Annotated in this window: 14 protein-coding genes and 2 pseudogenes; 7 read left to right on the top strand and 9 right to left on the bottom strand. The window is 39.1% G+C overall.

The window, feature by feature from the left end; all coding sequences use genetic code 11:
• Window positions 1-5,070 (bottom strand): AAA family ATPase (locus IG80_RS0108280; RefSeq protein WP_156962134.1); only part of this gene is annotated, 5,070 nt, incomplete at its 3' end.
• A 182-nt stretch (window positions 5,071-5,252) separates the two neighbouring features.
• On the opposite strand from IG80_RS0108280, the gene IG80_RS0108275 reads away from it, so the two are divergent.
• From IG80_RS0108275 to IG80_RS0108265, 3 genes are read left to right on the top strand one after another with little or no spacing between them, the layout of a single operon-like run.
• Complete coding sequence (locus tag IG80_RS0108275; protein WP_032113588.1) at window positions 5,253-5,609, top strand: hypothetical protein; 357 nt, start codon at window positions 5,253-5,255, stop codon at window positions 5,607-5,609.
• Window positions 5,602-5,922 carry a conjugal transfer protein TraD gene (locus IG80_RS0108270; RefSeq protein WP_032113587.1) on the top strand — a complete coding sequence of 107 codons (321 nt, stop codon included), beginning with the start codon at window positions 5,602-5,604 and terminating at the stop codon, window positions 5,920-5,922. Before IG80_RS0108275 ends, IG80_RS0108270 begins: the two co-directional genes overlap by 8 nt.
• A 33-nt stretch (window positions 5,923-5,955) precedes the next feature.
• Window positions 5,956-6,243, top strand: coding sequence for a GapR family DNA-binding domain-containing protein (locus IG80_RS0108265; protein ID WP_084756309.1), 288 nt, complete (start codon window positions 5,956-5,958; stop codon window positions 6,241-6,243).
• Window positions 6,244-7,332: 1,089 nt separating this feature from the next.
• On the opposite strand, the gene IG80_RS13385 is transcribed toward IG80_RS0108265, so the two are convergent.
• The 3 genes and pseudogenes from IG80_RS13385 to IG80_RS14695 form a co-directional block, all read right to left on the bottom strand.
• Window positions 7,333-8,442, bottom strand: coding sequence for a patatin-like phospholipase family protein (locus IG80_RS13385; RefSeq protein ID WP_052046269.1), 1,110 nt, complete (start codon window positions 8,440-8,442; stop codon window positions 7,333-7,335).
• 83 nt (window positions 8,443-8,525) lie between these two features.
• Window positions 8,526-9,623: a patatin-like phospholipase family protein gene (locus tag IG80_RS0108255; RefSeq protein ID WP_032113585.1), complete on the bottom strand. Its 1,098-nt coding sequence runs from the start codon at window positions 9,621-9,623 to the stop codon at window positions 8,526-8,528.
• 259 nt (window positions 9,624-9,882) lie between these two features.
• Window positions 9,883-10,543, bottom strand: a pseudogene (locus tag IG80_RS14695) (IS5 family transposase); the annotation flags it as partial.
• Between the two features lie 305 nt (window positions 10,544-10,848).
• Here IG80_RS14695 and IG80_RS13380 point away from each other — a divergent pair.
• The gene (locus IG80_RS13380; RefSeq protein ID WP_052046268.1) at window positions 10,849-13,218 is read left to right on the top strand and encodes a response regulator; all 2,370 of its coding nucleotides are present in this window, start codon (window positions 10,849-10,851) and stop codon (window positions 13,216-13,218) included.
• Window positions 13,219-13,722: 504 nt separating this feature from the next.
• Window positions 13,723-13,848 (top strand): annotated as a pseudogene (locus IG80_RS14065) (transposase); the annotation flags it as partial.
• On the opposite strand, the gene IG80_RS15775 reads toward IG80_RS14065, so the two are convergent.
• The 4 genes from IG80_RS15775 to IG80_RS0108220 form a co-directional block, all read right to left on the bottom strand.
• The gene (locus IG80_RS15775) at window positions 13,812-13,970 is read right to left on the bottom strand and encodes a hypothetical protein (protein ID WP_198027318.1); all 159 of its coding nucleotides are present in this window, start codon (window positions 13,968-13,970) and stop codon (window positions 13,812-13,814) included. The pseudogene IG80_RS14065 and the gene IG80_RS15775 overlap by 37 nt on opposite strands.
• A gap of 94 nt (window positions 13,971-14,064) precedes the next feature.
• Entirely contained in the window at window positions 14,065-14,547 is a 483-nt protein-coding gene (locus tag IG80_RS0108230; protein WP_032113582.1) for a hypothetical protein, read from the bottom strand.
• Window positions 14,548-14,549: 2 nt separating this feature from the next.
• A complete protein-coding gene (locus IG80_RS0108225; protein ID WP_198027315.1) occupies window positions 14,550-15,182 on the bottom strand; it encodes a hypothetical protein in 633 nt (210 codons plus the stop codon).
• A 35-nt stretch (window positions 15,183-15,217) separates the two neighbouring features.
• A complete protein-coding gene (locus IG80_RS0108220; protein WP_032113580.1) occupies window positions 15,218-18,235 on the bottom strand; it encodes a Tn3 family transposase in 3,018 nt (1,005 codons plus the stop codon).
• Between the two features lie 138 nt (window positions 18,236-18,373).
• On the opposite strand from IG80_RS0108220, the gene IG80_RS0108215 reads away from it, so the two are divergent.
• Window positions 18,374-18,997 carry a recombinase family protein gene (locus IG80_RS0108215; RefSeq protein ID WP_032113579.1) on the top strand — a complete coding sequence of 208 codons (624 nt, stop codon included), beginning with the start codon at window positions 18,374-18,376 and terminating at the stop codon, window positions 18,995-18,997.
• Window positions 18,998-19,008: 11 nt separating this feature from the next.
• On the top strand, window positions 19,009-19,212 hold the full coding sequence (locus tag IG80_RS0108210) for a hypothetical protein (protein ID WP_032113578.1): 204 nt from the start codon (window positions 19,009-19,011) through the stop codon (window positions 19,210-19,212).
• 169 nt (window positions 19,213-19,381) lie between these two features.
• On the opposite strand, the gene IG80_RS0108205 is transcribed toward IG80_RS0108210, so the two are convergent.
• Window positions 19,382-19,945, bottom strand: coding sequence for a hypothetical protein (locus IG80_RS0108205; RefSeq protein ID WP_032113577.1), 564 nt, complete (start codon window positions 19,943-19,945; stop codon window positions 19,382-19,384).
• Window positions 19,946-20,558 lie beyond the last annotated feature (613 nt).

Here is a 20,558-nt window from a genome sequence, read left to right as displayed (position 1 = left end):
AATTAATGTTCGAATATTCTCAATATTTAAATGATCAGGAAGTTTATCAGCCAGATCCCATTTTAACGGTAAGACTTTTGGAAGATCGACTGTTTTGACAGCACATTTAATACCTTGGTCATGATGTAATTGCTTTAAAATATTAGTAATCTTCTCCGCCGCCATAAATCCTGGCACGTCATTGTCGGGCCAAATAGTAACCTCGCGACCAACCAGTGGCATCCAGTCTGCTTTATTGACAGCGCCCGCCCCACCTGGCCAACTGAGAACGGCATGACTCGGAAGGATTTTTTGAGCGGCATCAGCTGCCTTCTCTCCTTCAACAATCAACACAGGCTTATTGTCTTGAAGGCGGTCTAGGCCGTATAGAGGGCGGTTATCGCCAAAGCCCTTCCAACGCCAATGTTGCTGGCCTTTTTCATTCTGGCAATAGGTTAAAGTTGGCGTTATCTTGGATCCGTCCTTATCCTCAAGGCGGGAGACATACCCGAGGGTCTGTCCCTGCTGATCCTTATAGGCATATAGGGATGTTACTTCCTTATCCTTGGTCATATAAGATAGATAAGGATTATCTTTAACATCAGGAGCCATAATTCCAGCAGGTACCGGCAATATAGGCATCCAGGTTTTTTCTTTTTCGGTTGCTAGCGTTTGTTGCAATGATAGAGATGATGTATAAGCTGGCGTCAGCGTTTGCCCCAACCAATCTCTTGCCCAACCAGTGGCCTCTTTCGGGGAGAGCTGAAGCTTATCCTCAATCATCTTTAATGGACCACCATGAACACCCGTTTCGAAGTTGGAGTAAAGTCCCTGATTAGATCCGTTTACCATGACAGAAATTGATCCTTTACGTCCGTATCTATGCTGATAAGCACTGCGACTGGAAGGATCCCCAAGCAACGTTTTACTTAATTCCCCTATCCGTTCCTTTAATGACTCGTGGATATTTTGGGAAACATTAAAGTTGATGCTTTTATTATGAGGCTGGCGTGGGCTGGCCAGATTACTCTGAACGGGAGATGGTGATTCCTGTGTGAAGGAGGATACTGTATCCTGATTCATATTAGAAGAGGATGTTTTTTTAAATTGAGATTCCTTTTCTTGTATATGGGTGATCAGTTCTCGGGGCAGAATCTTTGATTCAGCAAGCATCCCAAATGTCTGCTTTGATCCGGTTTCCCGATCAAAGTCAAGCCAAGCACGCAGCTCCTTAGCTGCTACGGCAGAGTGAGCCCCCATTCCGCTTAAGTAAACATCCGATATCTGACGCAAGTCATGGCGATGTGCTTCTTGATCAAGGCTCTTCAAGGAAACAGACATCTTTTCAGCCATAGCTTCAACAGATGGGTAGGACTGTTTGATCAGCGTAAAGGCAGCTGCGTCCTTTTCTTTGTTTACAGCTGCATACGCGGGATAATAACTACTTTCCCAAGGCTTAATGCCTTTATCATTTGCCTCTTCCACACAAAGCTTGTAGTGATCTCTAGCTGTATCCTTAATATCTTGGTAGTGACTCAGATCCTTAAACAATTGCTTATCTTGCTCATTTGTTAAAGATCCTTGCAGTTGGATGCGCTCAAAGTTTTGCGCTTCGGATTTGATCTCCAACAAATTAATTTTATTCTGCAGCAGTTCTCTAACTGTTGCTTTACTACCGACCTCTTTTTCGGCTTGCCATAAATGATTCAGCTCATAAGCGGCTAGTGACTTAGCCAATTGACTATTGCTCTGTTGATATTGCTCAATACAGGTTTGGCGAAGCCCGGTTTCTGCTTGCGTGAACAGCTTAGAGGTATCAAGAGTGATTTGGAGTGACTTCGCTAACGGGTGATACTCTTCGAACTGGTCGACAATTTGATAGGCAAGCTTATCGCGTTGCATAGAAAGGTTGCGCATAGACTGAACTTGGGCGTCTAATGTCGACTTCAGCAACGTTCCTTCTGCTTCCTTCAACTGCGGCTTCAATTCTTTCCATGTTTGACCAAACAGGTCTCTGGCGTCGACATATGCTGCCAACACTTCTAGTTTTTGAGAAGTTGAGTGGTCTAGCCCTTCTTGCTTCAAAGTCTGTTGTAACTGCGTGCTTTGGAAATCAATGGCTTGCTTTTGAATGGTCGAGAGGCCGTATCCCAAAGATTCAGAGACTTCTTTAATAAAAGGACGATGAAGAGTCGTTGACTCAACAATCATATTGGCAAGGCTGCCTCGTTCTTGCCGTAGTTCATCAAACCTTGGATAATCAGGATGTGTTTTAGCCAAGCTTCCAGGTGAAGTTTTCCGGATCTCTCGCCAAGTTTCTCTTGCCTCAAGGGCGACCATGGCATACTGCTCAACTGTCAGTTGGGCTTTTTGCTCAATCAGCGTTAATGGACGCTCTTTAAGACCAGCGGTCATCTCTAGCTTTTCAAAGGTCAGACCCGCCTGCATCACGTACAGCTTATGGTCATCCCTTTCTTCAACAATCAGGCGAGCTAACTCTTTTCTTTCCTTTAACAGGTCACTCAGAGAAGGAGCCGCCAATGACAGGCTTTCAGGAGAGGAAGAAAAAGCTTGATCGGGGATAGTATCTTTTTTGGTTCCCTTATCTTTAATGACTTGCATGATCTCACGGCCAAGAGCTTTGTAATCTTCGACATTAAAGTAAGCTTCATAATTCTCAGGCTTAATCGTGTAATCCACGGCAAGATCCTTATAACCAACCCGGATATTGTCAGCAAACTTACTAAACGATGCCACCTCTTCTTTATTGTGGTAAAGCGTTACGTCATCACGGTGACGCGTCATCATCACATACAGACCATACGCATCAAGGTTCTTACTTAAATGCACCATTGACCAATCAACTGTTTGGCCTTGCGCTTTATGACCCGTCACAGCATAAGCATGATCAATATCTTTATAGCCGCTTAAAGTAAACGTCACTCTCTCTGTATCACTGACGCGAACAGTTAGTTGGCTGCTCATTTCTTTTTTGGCAACGACTTGACCATCCTCTCCTCTTTTTTCAGGAATGACCACTGGCTTAATACTTTCAATAGTTCCTTGCGTCCCATTCTTGACAGCAAAGTTACCAGACTCACTGCTAACATGGTATTGACGTCGGTCATTAGCGAGAAAGACAATTTTCTCTCCTAAAGCCAAGCCTTTTCCTTGATGCTGAACCGCATCTTCTCCAAGAAGCCCATGGAGCTGTAGTTGCTGCCTGATTTCCTTGTTTAAAGCCAGACGTATGTCATTGGTGGAGGTGAGTACACACCCTGAGTGAGTAGGAGTGTTTTTGACCTTTTCGAGGTAGTCACGAGCAATAGTGGTGATCATATCACTAGAAGTATGTGACTCACGCACATGCCCTTTATTCTCATACGCCATTAAGGCTGTCGTTGTCTCTAATTGAGCCAGATTCATGGAAGCTTGCCTCATCCAATTTTCATTCTGACGGAAGATAAAGCTTACCTCTGCTTTGCAATCGTGAGCCTCGGCCACTTCAATACTTTTACGGAACACATCTCCCGCATCAATGGCTTTGTATTGATGATCATCACCGCAAACGATAAGTTTAGCCCCGGTCTTATCGGCCATAGCCACAAGATGATGCCAATCTTTTGTGCCTACCATCCCGGCTTCATCAACGATGATCACCGTATCCTTGGTGGGCAGAGTCCTTTGATAGGAATCAAGATCTCTCATCGCTTTGCCTCTATCCTTATCCGATAACTTCTCATTTAAAAGGGCCTCTTGAAGTTTCGGAATCTGCTTCCATCGATGAGTATAGTAAGCAATGGTCTCAGCGTGGCATCCCGTCTCTACGGCCAGGTTCTTGGCCGCTTCGGCAGCCAAAGCCATGCCCATCACCTTAAAACCAGCTTCTTGATGAAGCTTCACAACTGGCTTTAACACTGCGGTGGTTTTCCCTGTTCCTGCCCTTCCGACCAATACGCTAAAGGCAGAATCCTTACACAACGTATGGACCGCCTGTTCCTGCTGGTCACTGATTTGATCTTTTAAAGAACGACGATAATTGAGCTGACTTTGAATGGATAAGTGATCAATTTTCCTATCCACAGTGATCGTGGATAGCTTCTCAATGCCTTTAAGGAGTTCAGTTTCTTTTTGATGATATTCAGGCGACGTAAATCGTTTATGACGATCAAATCCATGACCGATGTGAACCGATTTATTGATCAATTCTTCAAAAACATGTTGGGCTAAATGAGGATGATCTAACGTTCGATTCTGGACAACTTTTAAAACATCCAGTTCACTAAAGGTCGCTTTTTTTGACGTCAATTCGTTAAAAATAATTTCGGGATACTGAGCAATTCGTTGTTGGTTTTCTTCTCGAATTTTTTTATTTTCTTCTACAACGCGTGAAGGAAGGCCTTTATCAGCAAGCGATTTTGCATACCAGCCTTCATGAATAGTTGGTATTAAATCAATGCCTTGATCCTTGTAGCTCCGATGATCAATACGGACATCCAATCCCTTTTTTTCTAAAGCATAATTAACTTCATTTGCGTAAATTTCTCTTTGAAGTTTTAACCCCGCTCTCGAATAAAGGTCTCTATTTTTAAAGAGGGATATGGTGCCATCTTTTTCAATCGTCCAATGAGAAACGAGTAAATGCGCATGAGGATTTCCCTCTTCTGCATGAACACCAAACGTAACCACATGACCTTTAGAAATAAAGGACTTTTGCATAATATTGTGCAGGATTTCTTTATGCTCTTCTGCAGATAATTCTTTGGGAAAAGCCAAAACAACTTTCATACCTGTTTGGGCAGACGCTTTAAATTTATCTTGAGTTTCTTTAGTTTTATAATATCTTGTTGCAAACTCATCAGCCTGCTTTTCAAAGGCATTCCAAGCTTTTTCTGTATCTCTAAATTCATCGCCTGCCCATTCAGGAGCGAGTGTTCCTGAGTAAGTAACATCATCTCTATTTGAGTAGTTTGCTGTTAAATTACGCCGCTCTTCATGTAGCTTTTCTCCTGTAATATAGGCAGCACTTTGCACAGAACTGCACCCTGTACTTCTGGAAACATGACTAACGCTATAATGACAAATGGCCAAAGATGAAAATTCCTATTACTAATCAACTACAATAATAAGCCGCCGGCCAGGCAAGCACAAGTGCTAATAGCACATAAGTGCGCATTTGTTCCAAATGACGGTGGATTAGAATTGCTTATTTTATTCATCCATGCTTTAATTTATCTAGATTTATATCAACTTTATTAACGTCCGAGAGATTCATGACCAAAAAACTATCCATCAAAAAAGTGCTAAGTAATCAAAATAAGTTAACAGATGTCCAACTAGAAATTATAAAGCTTCAAGAAAAAGAAAAGGCTTTGCAAAATGAAATTGCCATCAACTTTAGTTCAGTCTTAAGTAACACTGATGCTCTTTGTGTCCCTCACGATGTCTTAGTGGGTGGTATTCTCAATATCGTCAAATCTTACAAAGAGAATACCCCAGCGATAGGAGAATGGCAGCAAGCAGGCGCGACATTTCTTCAAGGAAAAAAGTCCTCTAAAAAGCCTAAAAATCAAAACTCACCACATTCAAAAGATAATAAAACAATTGCATCAAATACGCATCATGATTAATAGAAAGAATGCTGAGATGTCAGCCGTATCCTATAAAATGACAAAATCAAATTCTATAAATCGTAAAGCAAGAACACGCACATTAATTCAATTAGGAAATCTTGTATCAATATCTGGATTATCTTCTCTTCTCAATATTCAAGAGGGAGATGATCTGCAATCAGACCTCATCTCTAAAGATAAAGCGGCCATGCTTTTAGGGGCAATATCTGAAATAATGGAGAGTGAATCCCCCTCTCCTCTTCAGCAAGAAAGATGGCGAGATAAAGGGATACGCCTCTTAAAGATGAGAGAATATCAAAAGCGGTTATAAATAATTGGACCACTTATTTTTGAGTAGAAAAAAATGAAACTAGACAATAATTCAATGGAAGAAAGTTTTCAGAACCAGTTAGAAGAAATTATTTCCCAATTGAAAAAACTTGAAGCAGAAAAAGATCATATTTGTGAAGAAATACACAAGATCCTATTAGAAGCAAAAACAGCTGGCATTGATAAGGATATCTTAAATGAAATTCTAAAAATTCATAAAGTGCAAAGAGAGGCCCCTATTCCTAATGATGATATTCATCAGTTATACAATCATCTTTTGAAATGGAAAAATAATAAGGAAGGTTCTGCTTGCAGCCCTTAATATGAGAAAGGGCTCAAACTTATAAAGGCCATTTAAATTGCTTATATAATAAATTTAGATTCCATAAAAAATATATTTTTTATCTTTTAGAATATTTCCACAATATTTAAATATTATTCTTGATCATACTTTATAAAGTGCCACATACGTGGCACTTAGAAACGACACCACTTTTACAATGTTTTTTGTCGAAAAATCTAATCTTATTAAAAAGACTCCTCTTCCTCTTACAAATTCTTTCTTTTCATATTTCGAAACGATTTTGCCCACTTCGTCAAATGGTCTAAATTATGATGCTTTTTAGAAAAATCAATCTTCTCTTGGCTATAATTACTACCTTAATAAGGATGCCTACTTTTTAAGCAAATAGGTTAAAAGACTTAATTCTTGGGAAGTTAGATGTATGATAAGGGGGCAAACTCACAGAGTTATCCACAGGCAGGTCGAATAGTTTAAGGAATAGTTAATATTTAAAAGAAATAAAGAGAATAGTACTTTTCTCAGACAAGCTTCTTTTGATCTCTCAATCTCTTCTTTTTATTGGATGGATTTAAACGCAGAAACCTTGAATTACCGCTTATCTCAGTATTACAGTAGAGAAAATTATTGATTGCCAGCTTGGCATAAAAGATGAAAGTCATATGACCCGTCCCGTTCGTAGAAAACAACCTTCTTTTACAATTCCTCCCAAGGTAGCGATCTTAGGGGCCATTATTCTTGGATTTTCATATGCTGGTACTGAAATTTACAAATACCACAACTCCTATCAGGGGTTCCAGCCACAAACCCTCCATTTTTCTGAGTTACATAAATAACCACAACTTAATTCCAGGAAAACAGCTATTTTCTCTTTAAAAAGTAATGAAAAACCTTGTGATAGAAAAAACAATCTCTGCCAACAAAGAAAGGCACAGCAACGATTTTAAGCAGCCCTCAGAAAAATGGAGGGTTTGTGGCTGGAACCCCTAATATCTGAAGTCTGCCACAATGGCTGCTTAAAATTTTCCCTAACCTTATGTTAAATTATAATAATATGTAACCAAGACATATAAAGGAGAGTGTGCGACAAAACTTGATGGAGTCTCTTACCTACCATTTTCCTGCCCTCTTAAGCTGCTCACAGATTTCATCTACTTGATCCATTACAGATGATGCCGCTTTTTCTAATCGTTCTAAATTTTCCTCATCTACGCCTGCAAGGTCTATGGCTGCTTCTAAAACCGGCTGTACGCGTTTATAATTTTTTTTACCAAGCACGTATTTCATCTCTTTATGTACAGCCCAACTATTACTCTCCATAAAATAATCTGCTAGCACGGGTATCCATTTAGGTAAACAAGCATCAGCACCCGGCACAGAAAGCTTTTCTTGACTAACTACCCCTGTACCAAGGGAAAGCAAATAAACGTTGTCTGGCGTAGCGTTAAACTGTTTTTGCAGGCGGTTCCATACAAGTTGGGCAGGATTGTTACAGCAAATGCCACCATCTACATAATAAGTTACGGTGTAGCCTCTTTCATCTTCTGTCGGTTCTGTTACGCGTGCAGCTTGAAAATAAGTAGGTGCAGCCGAAGTGGCACGCATCACCTCTCGCATTAAAATTTCTCCTTCAAGTATTTTATTTCCAATATCTTTGCCTTCCTTACAAAATACACTCATATGCTTTGTTTTAAATTCTGTAGCAGTTATTAATATATTTGTTAAAGCATCGTTTAGGTAAAAATTCCCTACTTTTTTGCTAAGAAGTGTTTCATATTTATATGCTGAATATAAGGATCCTAAATATTTCCCAGCGGATTTAATCTTATTCATCAAAGAAGTCGAGAAGACCTCAAACCTCTCTTCTCCTGTAAAGAGGCTTACCAAACTCTTAGCCGTATAGCGAGGGACTCTTCCTTCTTTTTCATGAGGTACAGTAAGACCTAAAGTAAGTAAAGCTCCTGTTGATGTTCCACCAATATAGTCAAAAAGCTCACAAATCGGCTTTTCGGTTTTCTTTTCGATCTCCTCAAGTATTCTAAGTGGGATCAAACCACGGATACCTCCTCCATCAATTGATAAGGCTGTATAAATCTTGTTGCGAGAGGGATTACTGCTTCCTTCTGCTTCAAAAGCTTCTAGCCTCTCGCGAAAAATATTGAAAAAAGATACCACTAAAGTAAAGACCATAATATTTTTTTTAAAAGAATTCTTAAACATATTACACCTTCCTTTTAAAAATATTTTTTGTTTTTTATGTAAGCTATCAATCAATAGCAATATCGATTGGTAAAATACTCATATTAGTAATGTTCATTCTTCCTGTCATAAATATATAGAAGTTTGCGAGCCGTATCTTCGATCTCGCCTTTGCTTTTCAGCTTGTTTATTAAGTCCTTGCCGACCTCGTCAATTTTGATTATTACCTCATCTGTCGCGTCATCATATTTTATTTTCTCAATTTCTGATGTTGGAACAATGCGTTTATAGTTATCACCTAACAAACTTTTCATTTCGTGATTAACCCCATCATTTGCCCCTTCACGGAAATGGTTAATAAAGTAAGGGAGAAGCCATATGTTGCCCGTGTTTTTGTTTGTATCGCTTATTTGTACGTCTCCTCCGAGAGAAAGCATATAAATATTATTATGAGTAGCGACTTCACGCCCCTTTCTAAAATTCTCGTCTCGTGAGTTCTTCATAATCCTATTAACAATAAACTGAGATGAATTTATAAAAGAGATACAACCATCAATCAGGAGAGGGGTTGAAAAAGTAGCAGTCGAAACTCTGTAAGCTGGATATTGAGATACCACTGCGGTCGTTGCGCGTGCTACATCCCTTAGAAGGAAATTATATTTTTCGTCTCTTATTGCCTTTTCTTTAGTAAACAGGTAAGGTTTTTGCGTTTCTAGTTGGGTACTGGTAACAACGACGTCTGTGGTTAGGTCACTTAATGTTAATGGGCCAAACCAGTTCTTTAAATGCTCTTCATATTGTTTTGGAGAATATCGAGAACCCCAAAAAAATTGTTTAATATAATTCTTCCTACTCTTAGGAAAAATGACGTTCTTAGCACCTATAAATATGTCTAACCATTCTCCTAGAGAAGGAGGTTGTTGATCTGGCATAGGGGGAGGCAAAGTTAAAGCAAGCGCCAGCGTCCCTCCTCCAGAAGTGCCACCAATGTAATCGAACATTTCTGAAAGATGTTTTTTTGGCGCATGCTCATGAATTACATCTTCTAATGCAATAAGTACTTTTAACGATACTAAGGTTCTGATACCTCCCCCATCAATTGACAAGCCCGCATATTCTACTCTGGATTCCATGGCTTTTAAAGGGGTTAATTGTAAGAAAAAGGTAAGTATTGGAAGCAAAAAGAATAATATTTTTTTCATCTCAGTTCTCCTGATCTAAAATAGCGTTAAGCTCTCCAAGATTTTTCCTTTCATTAATTTTTTTTGGGACTACTACAGACTAAATCTGTATCTGTAAACAAAGTTTAGAAACTCAATTTTATGCCTCACCCTCAAAATAAAAAAACATCATTAAAAAAATACGTTAATTTTTATTTATAGTTTTCTACTTAAAGGTCGAGTAGCGACATTGTTGCGTAAATAGGACGAAAGAATAAAGTCCCCCTTTTCCCCGTATTTATTAGATTTTAACTGATTTCGGCATGCCAAGGTTGTAAAAGTATTCATGATAAGGCACCCAAGATGCAATTCTGCATCCTGGTTATCCCATAACCTGGCATTAAGCTTACGACCGATCACCTCTTTATAGCGGTATATCGTATTTTCTACTTTTGCTCTCCTGCCATAGTCATTTTTTGTTTGCCAGGCGTATAGTCCCTTTTTATCAATGTAATTAATACCCTTTTGTCTGACAGAGAAATCCTCTTGTGACAGTGAAGGGGATCCTGGAGCTGGAGGAATTGTTGGCTAATTCTAGCTTTTCATAAACACCTTCTCTATCATAGCCCGCATCAGCAATAAGCTGCGTAATCTTTGTCGCATCGGCCTGCTTAAGGTGAGCGTCTAAGCAGGATCGATCCTCTGTTAAATGACTTGTCATTATCCGAGAAACAATGAATCTCTTGCTGTTAATGCCAAGGTGAAGCTTACGCCAGACTTTGCGTTTGTACTGTTTTTGTTTCGAGCCATTCACTTTCTCCAAATACTTTAATACCTGTACTATCAATGACAAGATGACCGGGTTCATCCATTTTTTCTAATTGGCGCAAAGGGACAGTCCCTCGGCGTGATAGTCTTGTGTAATCAGGAACATCCAATTGAAGGCCAAGGAGGTGAAACAAGAGATATAACCGAAAGTTGTGTATAGGGGGTTCCAGGCGCAACCCCTATAGCTTATTTTTGCTGCTAAACTGTCCAATAATTGGGGACCACCTCTTTTTTCTTGGTTTCCCTAACGACCCCCCGGATTGGAATGCTCTCCTATCTTAAGATTAGTTGCAAATTTTTCTATTTCTGGTATAGTCTTAAGTAATTTTTCATTATTTAACAATAATTTAGCAACTTTCCTTATTGCTGGCAACTTGCCTTAATTTAAAAGTTATTCTTGTTAATTGTTGGTATTTTTATTTCCTGGGGAGTATTGAAAATGTCATACTTAAAAGCCCTCATTCTTTTCTACTTTCTTATAGCCCTTTCCCCTCTTAAAGCATCAGATTTAGAGGAGAAAAAGGATGATCTCCCTCTCCTTAAAGCATCCACCGTTCATGATAATGTTTCCTCTTCCATTGCAGTGCCATTGCCAGCCCCATCCCAGCCTTTAACTCTACACTCTCAAAGTCGGATATGGGGATTTACAGAAGATGAATTGGAGAGATTATTTGAGCAGTCACAGTATATTTTTGTGCTCGTGGAACTCCCACCACCTATGAAATTCAGGCGCGTCAGCAGAGAATTTTGTCGCCTCCTTGGCTGGAGTAAAGAAGAGCTGCTTATGCATTGCCTTGAGGACTACCTCCATCCTGACGATGTAAAAGAGACCCAAAATGCTGTTAGTAACCAACTCGGCAGGGGTATTGCTCAATTCAGTTCTGAGAACCGATACTATACAAAAAACGGGGATTTTCGTTGGTTCCGTTGGGTTGGGCTCCCGGAAAACTGTTCAGAACCTCGGCTGATTCTGGGCATCGCCCATGATATTACGGAAGAAAAAATGCGAGAGGCTGAGATAAAAAAGTTAAACCAGGTACTATGGAATAATAATATCATTTTAAAAGCTATAAATAAAATTGGGGAAGCTTATGTGGCATCCGAAGAAAAAGAAGCAATGTTTTCAGACGGCGACCTTTACCGTGTAAAGGATATAAGCACCCTCCAGCTTATAACAAGAACTTTTATAAAACTTTCAAAAAGTCACAATGGATTTTTAAAAGAGGTTTTTTATGAGAATGGGCAAGCTGTGATGAGCCGAGCGTTTGAGGATACTTCTGTTCTTTCCTCAGAGAGGCCAGAGATAGAAGCTTCTTTAAAAGAGTTATTTGCACAAGTGCTTGAGTTAAGGCGGCCGCTCATTGGTAATCACTTTTTTTCTTCTTATTCCTGTTTAATTCTTCCTCTTGCCATAGACCCATCAAAGCTCTTAGGCGTTGTAGCCTTGATAAATAATAGCGAATATAGTTATACGACAGGTCTTGTAAATTGGCTTATGCCTCTTACCGAAAAAGCATCTTCTATAGTGAAGGATATAAAACTCAGTCGTTGGCTGAGAGAGGCTGAAAAAGAATCTATGCGACGAAAAGAAGAAGAACTTGAACTCCAGCGTCAAGCCCGAGAAAAAGCAGAAGAAGCAAACAAGATGAAAACAGCCTTTGTTGCTCTTATGTCCCATGAAACCCGTACCCCTCTCAATGCTATTATTGGCTTTGCTGAGCTCTCACTAAAAGAAGAGCTCACAGATACAGTAAGGGAATATCTCAACCATATTTATAATGCATCTCAATCTCTTCTTACCATTGCAAATGATGTTATTGATGTCTCGCGTATTGAAGCCAATGCCCTAAAGCTTGAACGCAAGGAGCTTAAACCGGCCACTGTCCTTCAGAAGGTCTATGATTTATTAAAATTAGAAGCTCAAAAAAAAGATCTCAGACTTAAATCTACGGTTGCGACTCGTGTGCCTGAGATTTTGGTTGGTGATGAAGTACGCTTACAACAAATACTCCTTAACCTTGGGAATAATGCTATAAAGTTCACAAACCAAGGTAAAGTCTCTCTCCGTCTTGATGGCATCCTGGATCCTCACCATAAGAACATCTTTCTTTTAACAGGCGAGGTAAAAGACACAGGCATGGGGATTGATGCAAAAGCTCTCTCTCGCCTTTTTCAACCATTCTCACAAGCAGACAATGCCATTATGAGACAGTTTGGTGGCACGGGCTTAGGCCTTTACATAACAAAACAGCTTTGTGAAAAGATGAATGGGACCATCCAGGTAATAAGCGATGTAGGATTGGGATCCACATTTCGTTTTACGGTCTCTTTAGAACTTCCAGGGGCTTCCTCTTCTTCAAAACATAAGGATAAAGATGAGGCTATTCCAGCAAATCTTGCTTTGCCATCTTTACGGATTCTGGTTGCTGAAGACAACCGGACAAACCAACGCCTTATGCAAAGACTTCTTCACAAGATAGGATGCGACGTTGTTGATATTGTTGCTAATGGGAAAGAGGCTTTAGAAGCTGTCCTGGAAAAACCTTATGATGTTATCTTGATGGATGGAGAAATGCCAGTTATGGATGGGCTTCAATCAACCCGCCAGATACGCACTTACTCTCGACTCCAGCATCTTACAATTATTGGCGTAAGTGCCCATGCGATGAGTGAGCATCGGCAGCAGTTTATTGATGCAGGTATGAACGGCTATGTGCCAAAGCCTGTTAAAGAAAAGATTTTGGTTTCAGAAATTTTACGTTGCATTCCTCACCAATATAATGAGAAAGAAGGGGGGGGGAATAAGTAGACCTCTTTCGAGGGCTCTAATGCGAGACCATCTAAAAGTTGGGGGTATCTAGGGAAATCAAGGGAGACAGAGGAATTTAAAAACTCTGATCAAGAGCTGAAACTAGGTTTGCAAAAATCATACAGCAGGAAACTTCTTCGCCTTTTCCTTTAGCTGCTTGACGACCCCCAACTTTTAGATGGTCTCCTTTTAGAGCCGCCTGCACCATCTGGTCTGAGGCGGCTCAAGAGCTCATTTGCGTCTAATGGGTCTAATTAAACATATCTTTACTATCTACAAAAGTTAACTTGACGGCGCCCTTCAGCTGGCAGTAATGTAATCATATTCCGCCGATTATAGGGCAATTTCTTTTAATCTGTATCTTTAAGGTTGACTCGTCTATTAAAAAGCTTTTGTCCAGTTTTTTTTGGAGAGTGACCTACTCCCCATAAACTAATCCAAAATGAATTAGAGTCTGATAACTTAATTTAAAAAGGATCAGACGATGAAAAAAGATTTAATGAAGTGCAAATTATTTGGATTATCAAGGAACAGGAAAGTAGTTGTCTTGTACCAAATATTTGCCGCCGGCATGGCATAGCCCAAGCTACATTTTACAAATGGAAATCAAAATACGGAGGCTTGCAGTTGCCTGTATAGCGTAAGCCATATTCTAGGCCTAAACCTAGGGTATCAGCCAGAACGCCCACACCCTGAACAATGTTTTTTGTCGTTGCCAGTTCCTCATGTTGTTCCTCATAGGATTCTTTCAAGAATTGGCGGGTGAGACAATAAATAGCTGCTCAAATTAAAAGGAAGCATCTAACAAATGCTTCCCTTTTTTCTACAGCCATTAATAGATGGCCCTTACATCACAGCAAAATCAAAACGTTTTGGAAAATCTACTTTAGACCAGTATTCATACCATTTTTCATCAGCTTCATTTTCTTGTCCCATAGGGCAATTAAGATACTCTCGGATAAAGGGAATATCCTCTGGTAGGAGAGGTTTCATACTAGCACTCATTAGAAGAGACAGAACTGTCCAATCAAGCGCATCCCTATACTTCGTTAAATCTAGATCCTTAGGCTGAAAATTTGTAATTTCAAAGTTTTTCTTATCAACGATACCTACAATAGCTTGGCATTCATCTGATACTTCATCCCACAGTTCATCTGCTATATCACTCAGTTCACAATTACCTATTTCCCCTTTTTCAAGGAGAGAAAGCAATTCAAACATTCTTTCACGATCGGGGGAAATATGAGACTTTATGACATCCACAAAGGTTATGCCAGTTTTTGTGCTAAACTCATATACAAGTAAATCTTTGTTAATGGATAGAACCATCTTTATTCTCCTTTTGGTACATGAACAGTGATTTTTTCCTCAATGTTTCGGTACGTATCTCTTATGTCAACTTTTGGCTGGCCCGATTTTCCTTCTGAACGGATGGCTACCCGAGATCCATTTGCAAACTTTGTTTGTAAGGCAGGTTTGTTATTGTCAGTCATAAATCGGCTTGTGGCTGATTCTCCGTGGATCCCCTCCTTTTCGAATTGGCGAATTTGTTGACGATAAAGTGATGCTGCTGATTGAGTTGAATCTGTAAATACTGTTACTTCACCTGTATTTTTATTAACACCCTTAGGTATAGGATTATTGCCTTTAAAACCAAGGAGTTCAATGTTTTCTTTCATTTTTAAAGCATCTTTATCACCGCTCATGATTATTTTTCTGAGTTCTTCTTCCTTCCGCAATTCAATTTTATATCTCTCATGGCTTGCAACATTTTTAGCACTGGATTTGCCTTCCACAGACGAAGAAGAACTACTTCTAGATGTATGTAGTCTCTCCTTTCCCTTCTGTTCCAATTTACCCGTTTCGAGATTACGCCCGAGCTGCGTCGTTCTTCCACCTACTGCCTCTTTAACCCCACCACCAGTTAGGCATTCCAGGCCCAAACCCCCGAAAATTCTGAGCAAGTCAAAAAGATTGATTATTTTGGAAAAACGAGGAGTTATAAATCAATGTATTCAATGAGATGCCTGAGATTAATTGGTTTTTTGTTGGTATAGAAGGTGAATCTTCCTGTGAAGTGAATATGTTGCCAAGCAACAGGTGATGATTTCTTAACAATTTTCAATTTCTTCTGGTTATGGGGATTAGCATCAAGAAAACATGAATGAATTGAGGCATTATAGTAAATAATAGCTCCAGCGATAAGGCGACCACATTGATTACTCTTCTCAATTTCAATATCACTTCGTCCTGACAAAGCTTTTCTTCCACCAGCTTTTGCAATGGCAGCTCGTAAGGTATGATAGGATTCAAGCCGGTTTTGAGAGCGGTGGACATCTGATAAGATCTTGGGATTCAAGATACATTTTAATGTATAGATGCTGCGAATGAGTTTGTTAAATTCAAAGATGGCTTTACGTGTATTATTATGGGGTGACAGGGAACAAAGCTTTCTTACCAAAGTACTTTGGTTCATTTCTTTTAAGGCTAACGTTGCAATCACTCTATCGATGTTTTCTTTTTCATCGATGATAAGCTGCCGATTTAATTGACCGGCTGGTTGTACCAGAAAGTTTTGATAAGACGGCATTTCTTTCGTTCCATAAATATTATCAAGTTCTTTTTTGAGGTTGGTGAACCTTGGTCTGAACTCGCCGCCAAACCAGTGTAAAAGAGCAAAGTTGACTTTATTGATACTATGCATGTCCCCTGTAATAACTGTTGGTTTAATGGTAGAGGTATTGCCATACCAGATATCGAATACGAAATGACTTTCATGCTCATGTGCCCCAATAAGTTTAGTCTGTATTGGAACGTGGTTGGATAATAATGTATACGCAACAACACCGCTACCTTTGCCAAAATATTTGCGTGAGCGCCGTGCTTTAATTGTGGAGGTGGTGACCTCGTATTTTTGGCCATCAGTACTGCCATAAAGAATATCCAGATCAAAAGTATAATGCAGAAAAATACTTAAAGTCCTGATCTTGTTGGCAATACAATCATGAGATTTTTCTAACGTTGCCAGACGTATATACTGCTGACAAGTCGTATCAAGCATATTGTACGAAATATCGCTTGTTTGCGCCATTTTATGGGCCCCTACCCCTGTGGCATGGGACAACAAGGCAGCAATCAGATGCTCTTCATCAGGCTTTTGTTTGTTATAGAGAGGTTGTAATGGAGTAAAAGCGGACAAGAACCCGGTTTGGCTATTCACAAAACTTAAGACATCACTAATTTCACTTATGGGCAGTTTATCGTAAAAATCTTGTTGGTCACTCTCCTTGTCATCATTGATAAATTTTGGCTTAGTCCATATGATCTCTTTTTTAAGAGGATCATATTTAAGATGCTTTAATTGGCCTTTTTTCAGCCTATGATTGAATTGGTACCAAAGCGTCTCCAGTTCGCTGAAAAGTGAGTTAATCTGTTCTTCGCAGGATGATTTTAACCAAGGAATATCCAGAGTCTTCAATATGGTAGATTTTTGTGTTAAGCAAACAAGCTCATCTGCGAAAGGCCGATGCTGAACGCTATCATTAATATAGAGAGCGCCGGTTTCCATTTGTTTTATAATTTGGCGATAGACAAGGATTTCATAGCATTTTGCCTGGATAATTGGGGTTTCATCTTTATCGAATGTAAATAGATAAGGTTCCAGCCTGGAAGAAATGAAATTGCGAGGAAATATCTCAAAACGTTGCTGTGATAGAGATTGCTTTTTTGCAAACACTTCTTTCATCCAATCGATCGCCTTGAGCAGGGGGTTATCCAGGAGTCGACTCTCAAAATCAATATGCATAAATAAAGGTCGTAAGTGGCGTTTGTAGCGGGAAGCCATTTTTTCTCGTTCTTCCCATTGAAGCTCCTGCCTGCGTTGAGGCTTTTTTACCATCTTCTCTCCAAGAGACCGGATCGTGTCTTTGGGAAGAATCTCGAATGCGTGTTGACGTGCCTGCCCTAATGTGAGCGTATCACTCAGATTATCATCAACGTACATGAGAAGAAGGCGCCCGACCTTTTGATCGGATTGTTCAACATTTTCAACAAGATGGCTCTTTGCTTTTTCCTTAATTTCGTTTTCCAGCTTTCTTAACCAAAAAGCAAAGGCATCAACCAAATTATCATTGATTTGGCGGTAACGTTTAAATACATAGCACAAAAGGTAAAGGTAGGTTTGTTCCTCCTCAAATCGGCCCAAGTCATAAATCGTATAATGATGAGCCAGGCTTGCATAGTAGGTGATATTCTGTTGGGAAATATCAAGATGTGGTAAAATTTGTTGAGCAATACTGTATAAGGGCTTCAAAATGCTATGTTTTTTGCGCTCCAGTCCCATCAGTGTTGCCCCAAAACTCTTGGCATCTTGTTTAAGGGCTGCCAACTCCGATAGAGTATTTTCCTTCTGGATAAGTTGATTTAGGCTTTGCTTATGAGAGTCTGTAATCTGGTTTTTCAAAAGGCATTTAAGTCGATTTCTCTCTTGTGTCAAAGTCTGGCTGACAATAGTTTGCAGAGTTGTATAGCCGGGTCGTACAATCTTTTGATTTTGTAAGAAATCCAGAATTTCATGGGTTATAAAATTTGGCGCCGTATCACGCTTTGCGCTTAGCTCAGCCCGGTTGTTTAGTTCAGGTAAAAAATGGCGTGACCAGAGTTGGTAACCAAATAAGTTGCTGATTGATTTACGTTGCAGATAATATTCATGCTTTGTCACTGTAGATGAAAGTAAATCCTTACTATCGAAGTAACACAAAAGAATGAATTGGAGGTCATCTTTGGGTATTTTATCAAGTGAAAAACGAAAGAAAAGTTTCTTGGCTTTGAAGTAGCCAATCTGCACAACGCAGTAAACTTGGGAATGAAAAGAAGGACGTCTTAAAATTATTTCCAACTCTTTTTCTGTAAAATCGAAAAATGTTGCCCGTTGTTCTTTATCAAAATCTGGGAAGCCATAAAAAGCAAATTCTTCCAGAGGTGATAAGATGGAAAGTCTTTTGTTTATTGAGTTCATTAAATATGATCTAGTTTGATTATTTGTTAATGGGCGTTATACTATTAACATTCTGTAAATACAAAATATGTTGAATCAATCATACAAAGTGGTTTAATTTTTAACGAAAACTAGGTTAATACAGAACAGGCCATTTTAATGGGTAAAATAGTCGCTTATTTAAGGGCTTCTACTGACAAACAGGATCTCAATCATCAAAAACTGGAACTTTTGGAGTTTGCTAGAAAAAAATCACTGACAATTAATGAATTTATTGAAATCACCATCTCTTCTCGCAAAACCACCAAACAACGACGTATTGATGAACTTCTAGAAAAACTCAATGAAGCTGATACTTTGATCGTAACAGAGTTGAGCCGTTTAGGACGCAGTACAGCTGAAGTAATCTCCCTGGTTAATTCTCTGGCTGAGCGCAATGTTCGGGTTATTATAATCAAACAAAATCTGGATATTAGTCGCCAGGATATGAATTCAAAGGTTATCTTGACCTTGTTCTCTTTGTTTTCTGAATTGGAAAGAGACCTGATTAGCTTAAGAACAAAAGAAGCCTTGGCTTCCAAAAAGCGACAAGGTCAAGTTTTAGGAAAACCCAAAGGGACAATCCAAAAAAGCAAATTTGATAAAGATATTGAAAGAATCAATGAACTCTTGGGTTATGGTCTTTCAACAAGAAAAATTGCCAAGGTTCTTGGCTATACAAACCATATTGCTCTCAACACTTATGTAAGGAAAAGAAACTTAAGAAATCCGCCTATTTCGTGACTTGATTCACTTTGCTCGGAATTTTCGGGGGTTTGGGCCTGGAATGCCAACTTGCCGTGGTTGAAATGTGTGAGGGTGATTATAAAAACATCAGGCAGATTATTGTGACGCCAAACATTAATGTTGAGGGCTTACGGGAGGACTGGTGCCTTGATTACTGCCATGCCCATGATATGTCCGTCACCACATCTGATCAATACTTTACACCAGCCTGACCAAGGCAATACGGGATACGAACTGGAACAGAAAAGGCAATTTGCCTTTCTGTTCCCTTTCATCATTAAAAGGTATTACCCTCACTTATAGAACCATAGCACAATAGTCATCACCCTGTTAAAACTGTGAGAGCAATCCCACGGAATGCCTCTGGATCTTGAAAATCAATTAATCGTGTAGCTTTTCAACCTGAAGCCAACTATATAACGGATTGTACTGAACGGGTGAGGAATCACCTTTAATAGCAAGCATTATTTTATCACCCCTTCTTAATCTCGTAACATAATTTATAATACCTTCATCCCACTTATGATTCTCTAGAGCATGAAGCTTACTAAAATCTTCTGCGTGTTGAAAGTCATTAATTACTATACTGGTATAGGTAGCGTTAGTTTTTTTATCATCTCCAATTTTTACATAAAAACGACCCGTCAATGAATAGACCCCATCTCCTGGAATCACCAAGTGATCAAAATTACCAACTGAGATGCGATCTGGCTTTCCTGCATCTCCTATTAAAACTCTATCTCCATCAAACTTATCAAATTTCATGGATTCCCAGTTCGTCGGAAAGGTTGCGTAACCATCTCTCGTATTACAGAGGCGCCCTTTTATAAAATTCTGGTGAGTAGGATCATTTTGTTGCATTGCTATTGCAACTTGCATACTACTAAGCGCCAAGCATAGGCTCAGAACGAAAAAAGTTATGTGTTTACGCATAACATGTGCCATGGCAAAAATCCTCTTGTTAAATACTAAATAAAGTTTACATAAAATTATTTAATTGCCCACCAATAACATGTCAAGAATTTTTTATGGAACCTTAATTGGTGTTCCGCGAGGGAATGACGGATATATGACAAAATCAGCTGTAGGATGCTGATTTTAAAGGATAAAGTGACCAGGAAGAATTTATAGAGAATTTTTCAACTTGTTGAATTTGAACAATATTTTCCGAGAATTTTTCAACAAAACAGTAGGAAGTGCATTAAAAAACACAACTTATTGATTGTAGAGCAAAAAAACAACTCGCTAATGACTTATCTTTATTCCTGACGATTAAAAGACATAACTTTTGGAAAGCTGTGAAATTAAAGAAATTTTTACAACATCTTGTACACAATTGAATTATAATAATTTTTCATATTTTTAGATGGGGCGCAACCTCACACATATCATAATATTCTTGTTGGAAAATTAGAGAAAAAGATTATTTGAAATCAATGAGTTATAAAAAATTTCAGAAATTCTTTCTCGTCATATTTTACACTATTTTCAATAATTTGCAGCCGAGTTTGTCAAATATCCGTCATTCCGACGCCTGACCCCAAATTGCTATGATAAT

Source organism: Candidatus Paracaedibacter symbiosus, assembly GCF_000757605.1.
GTDB lineage: Bacteria > Pseudomonadota > Alphaproteobacteria > Paracaedibacterales > Paracaedibacteraceae > Paracaedibacter_A > Paracaedibacter_A symbiosus.
Note: the sequence above shows the minus strand (reverse complement) of the source record. Positions and strands in the feature narration are given on the sequence as shown.

What these genes read in the sequence shown, in the direction of transcription:
- IG80_RS0108230 (WP_032113582.1), bottom strand. Translation starts at nt 14,547, where the DNA reads ATGGTTCTATCCATTAACAAAGATTTACTTGTATATGAGTTTAGCACA.
- IG80_RS0108255 (WP_032113585.1), bottom strand. Translation starts at nt 9,623, where the DNA reads ATGAAAAAAATATTATTCTTTTTGCTTCCAATACTTACCTTTTTCTTA.
- IG80_RS0108205 (WP_032113577.1), bottom strand. Translation starts at nt 19,945, where the DNA reads ATGGCACATGTTATGCGTAAACACATAACTTTTTTCGTTCTGAGCCTA.
- IG80_RS0108220 (WP_032113580.1), bottom strand. Translation starts at nt 18,235, where the DNA reads ATGAACTCAATAAACAAAAGACTTTCCATCTTATCACCTCTGGAAGAA.
- IG80_RS0108275 (WP_032113588.1), top strand. Translation starts at nt 5,253, where the DNA reads ATGACCAAAAAACTATCCATCAAAAAAGTGCTAAGTAATCAAAATAAG.
- IG80_RS0108270 (WP_032113587.1), top strand. Translation starts at nt 5,602, where the DNA reads ATGATTAATAGAAAGAATGCTGAGATGTCAGCCGTATCCTATAAAATG.
- IG80_RS0108215 (WP_032113579.1), top strand. Translation starts at nt 18,374, where the DNA reads ATGGGTAAAATAGTCGCTTATTTAAGGGCTTCTACTGACAAACAGGAT.
- IG80_RS13385 (WP_052046269.1), bottom strand. Translation starts at nt 8,442, where the DNA reads ATGTTTAAGAATTCTTTTAAAAAAAATATTATGGTCTTTACTTTAGTG.
- IG80_RS13380 (WP_052046268.1), top strand. Translation starts at nt 10,849, where the DNA reads ATGTCATACTTAAAAGCCCTCATTCTTTTCTACTTTCTTATAGCCCTT.
- IG80_RS0108265 (WP_084756309.1), top strand. Translation starts at nt 5,956, where the DNA reads ATGAAACTAGACAATAATTCAATGGAAGAAAGTTTTCAGAACCAGTTA.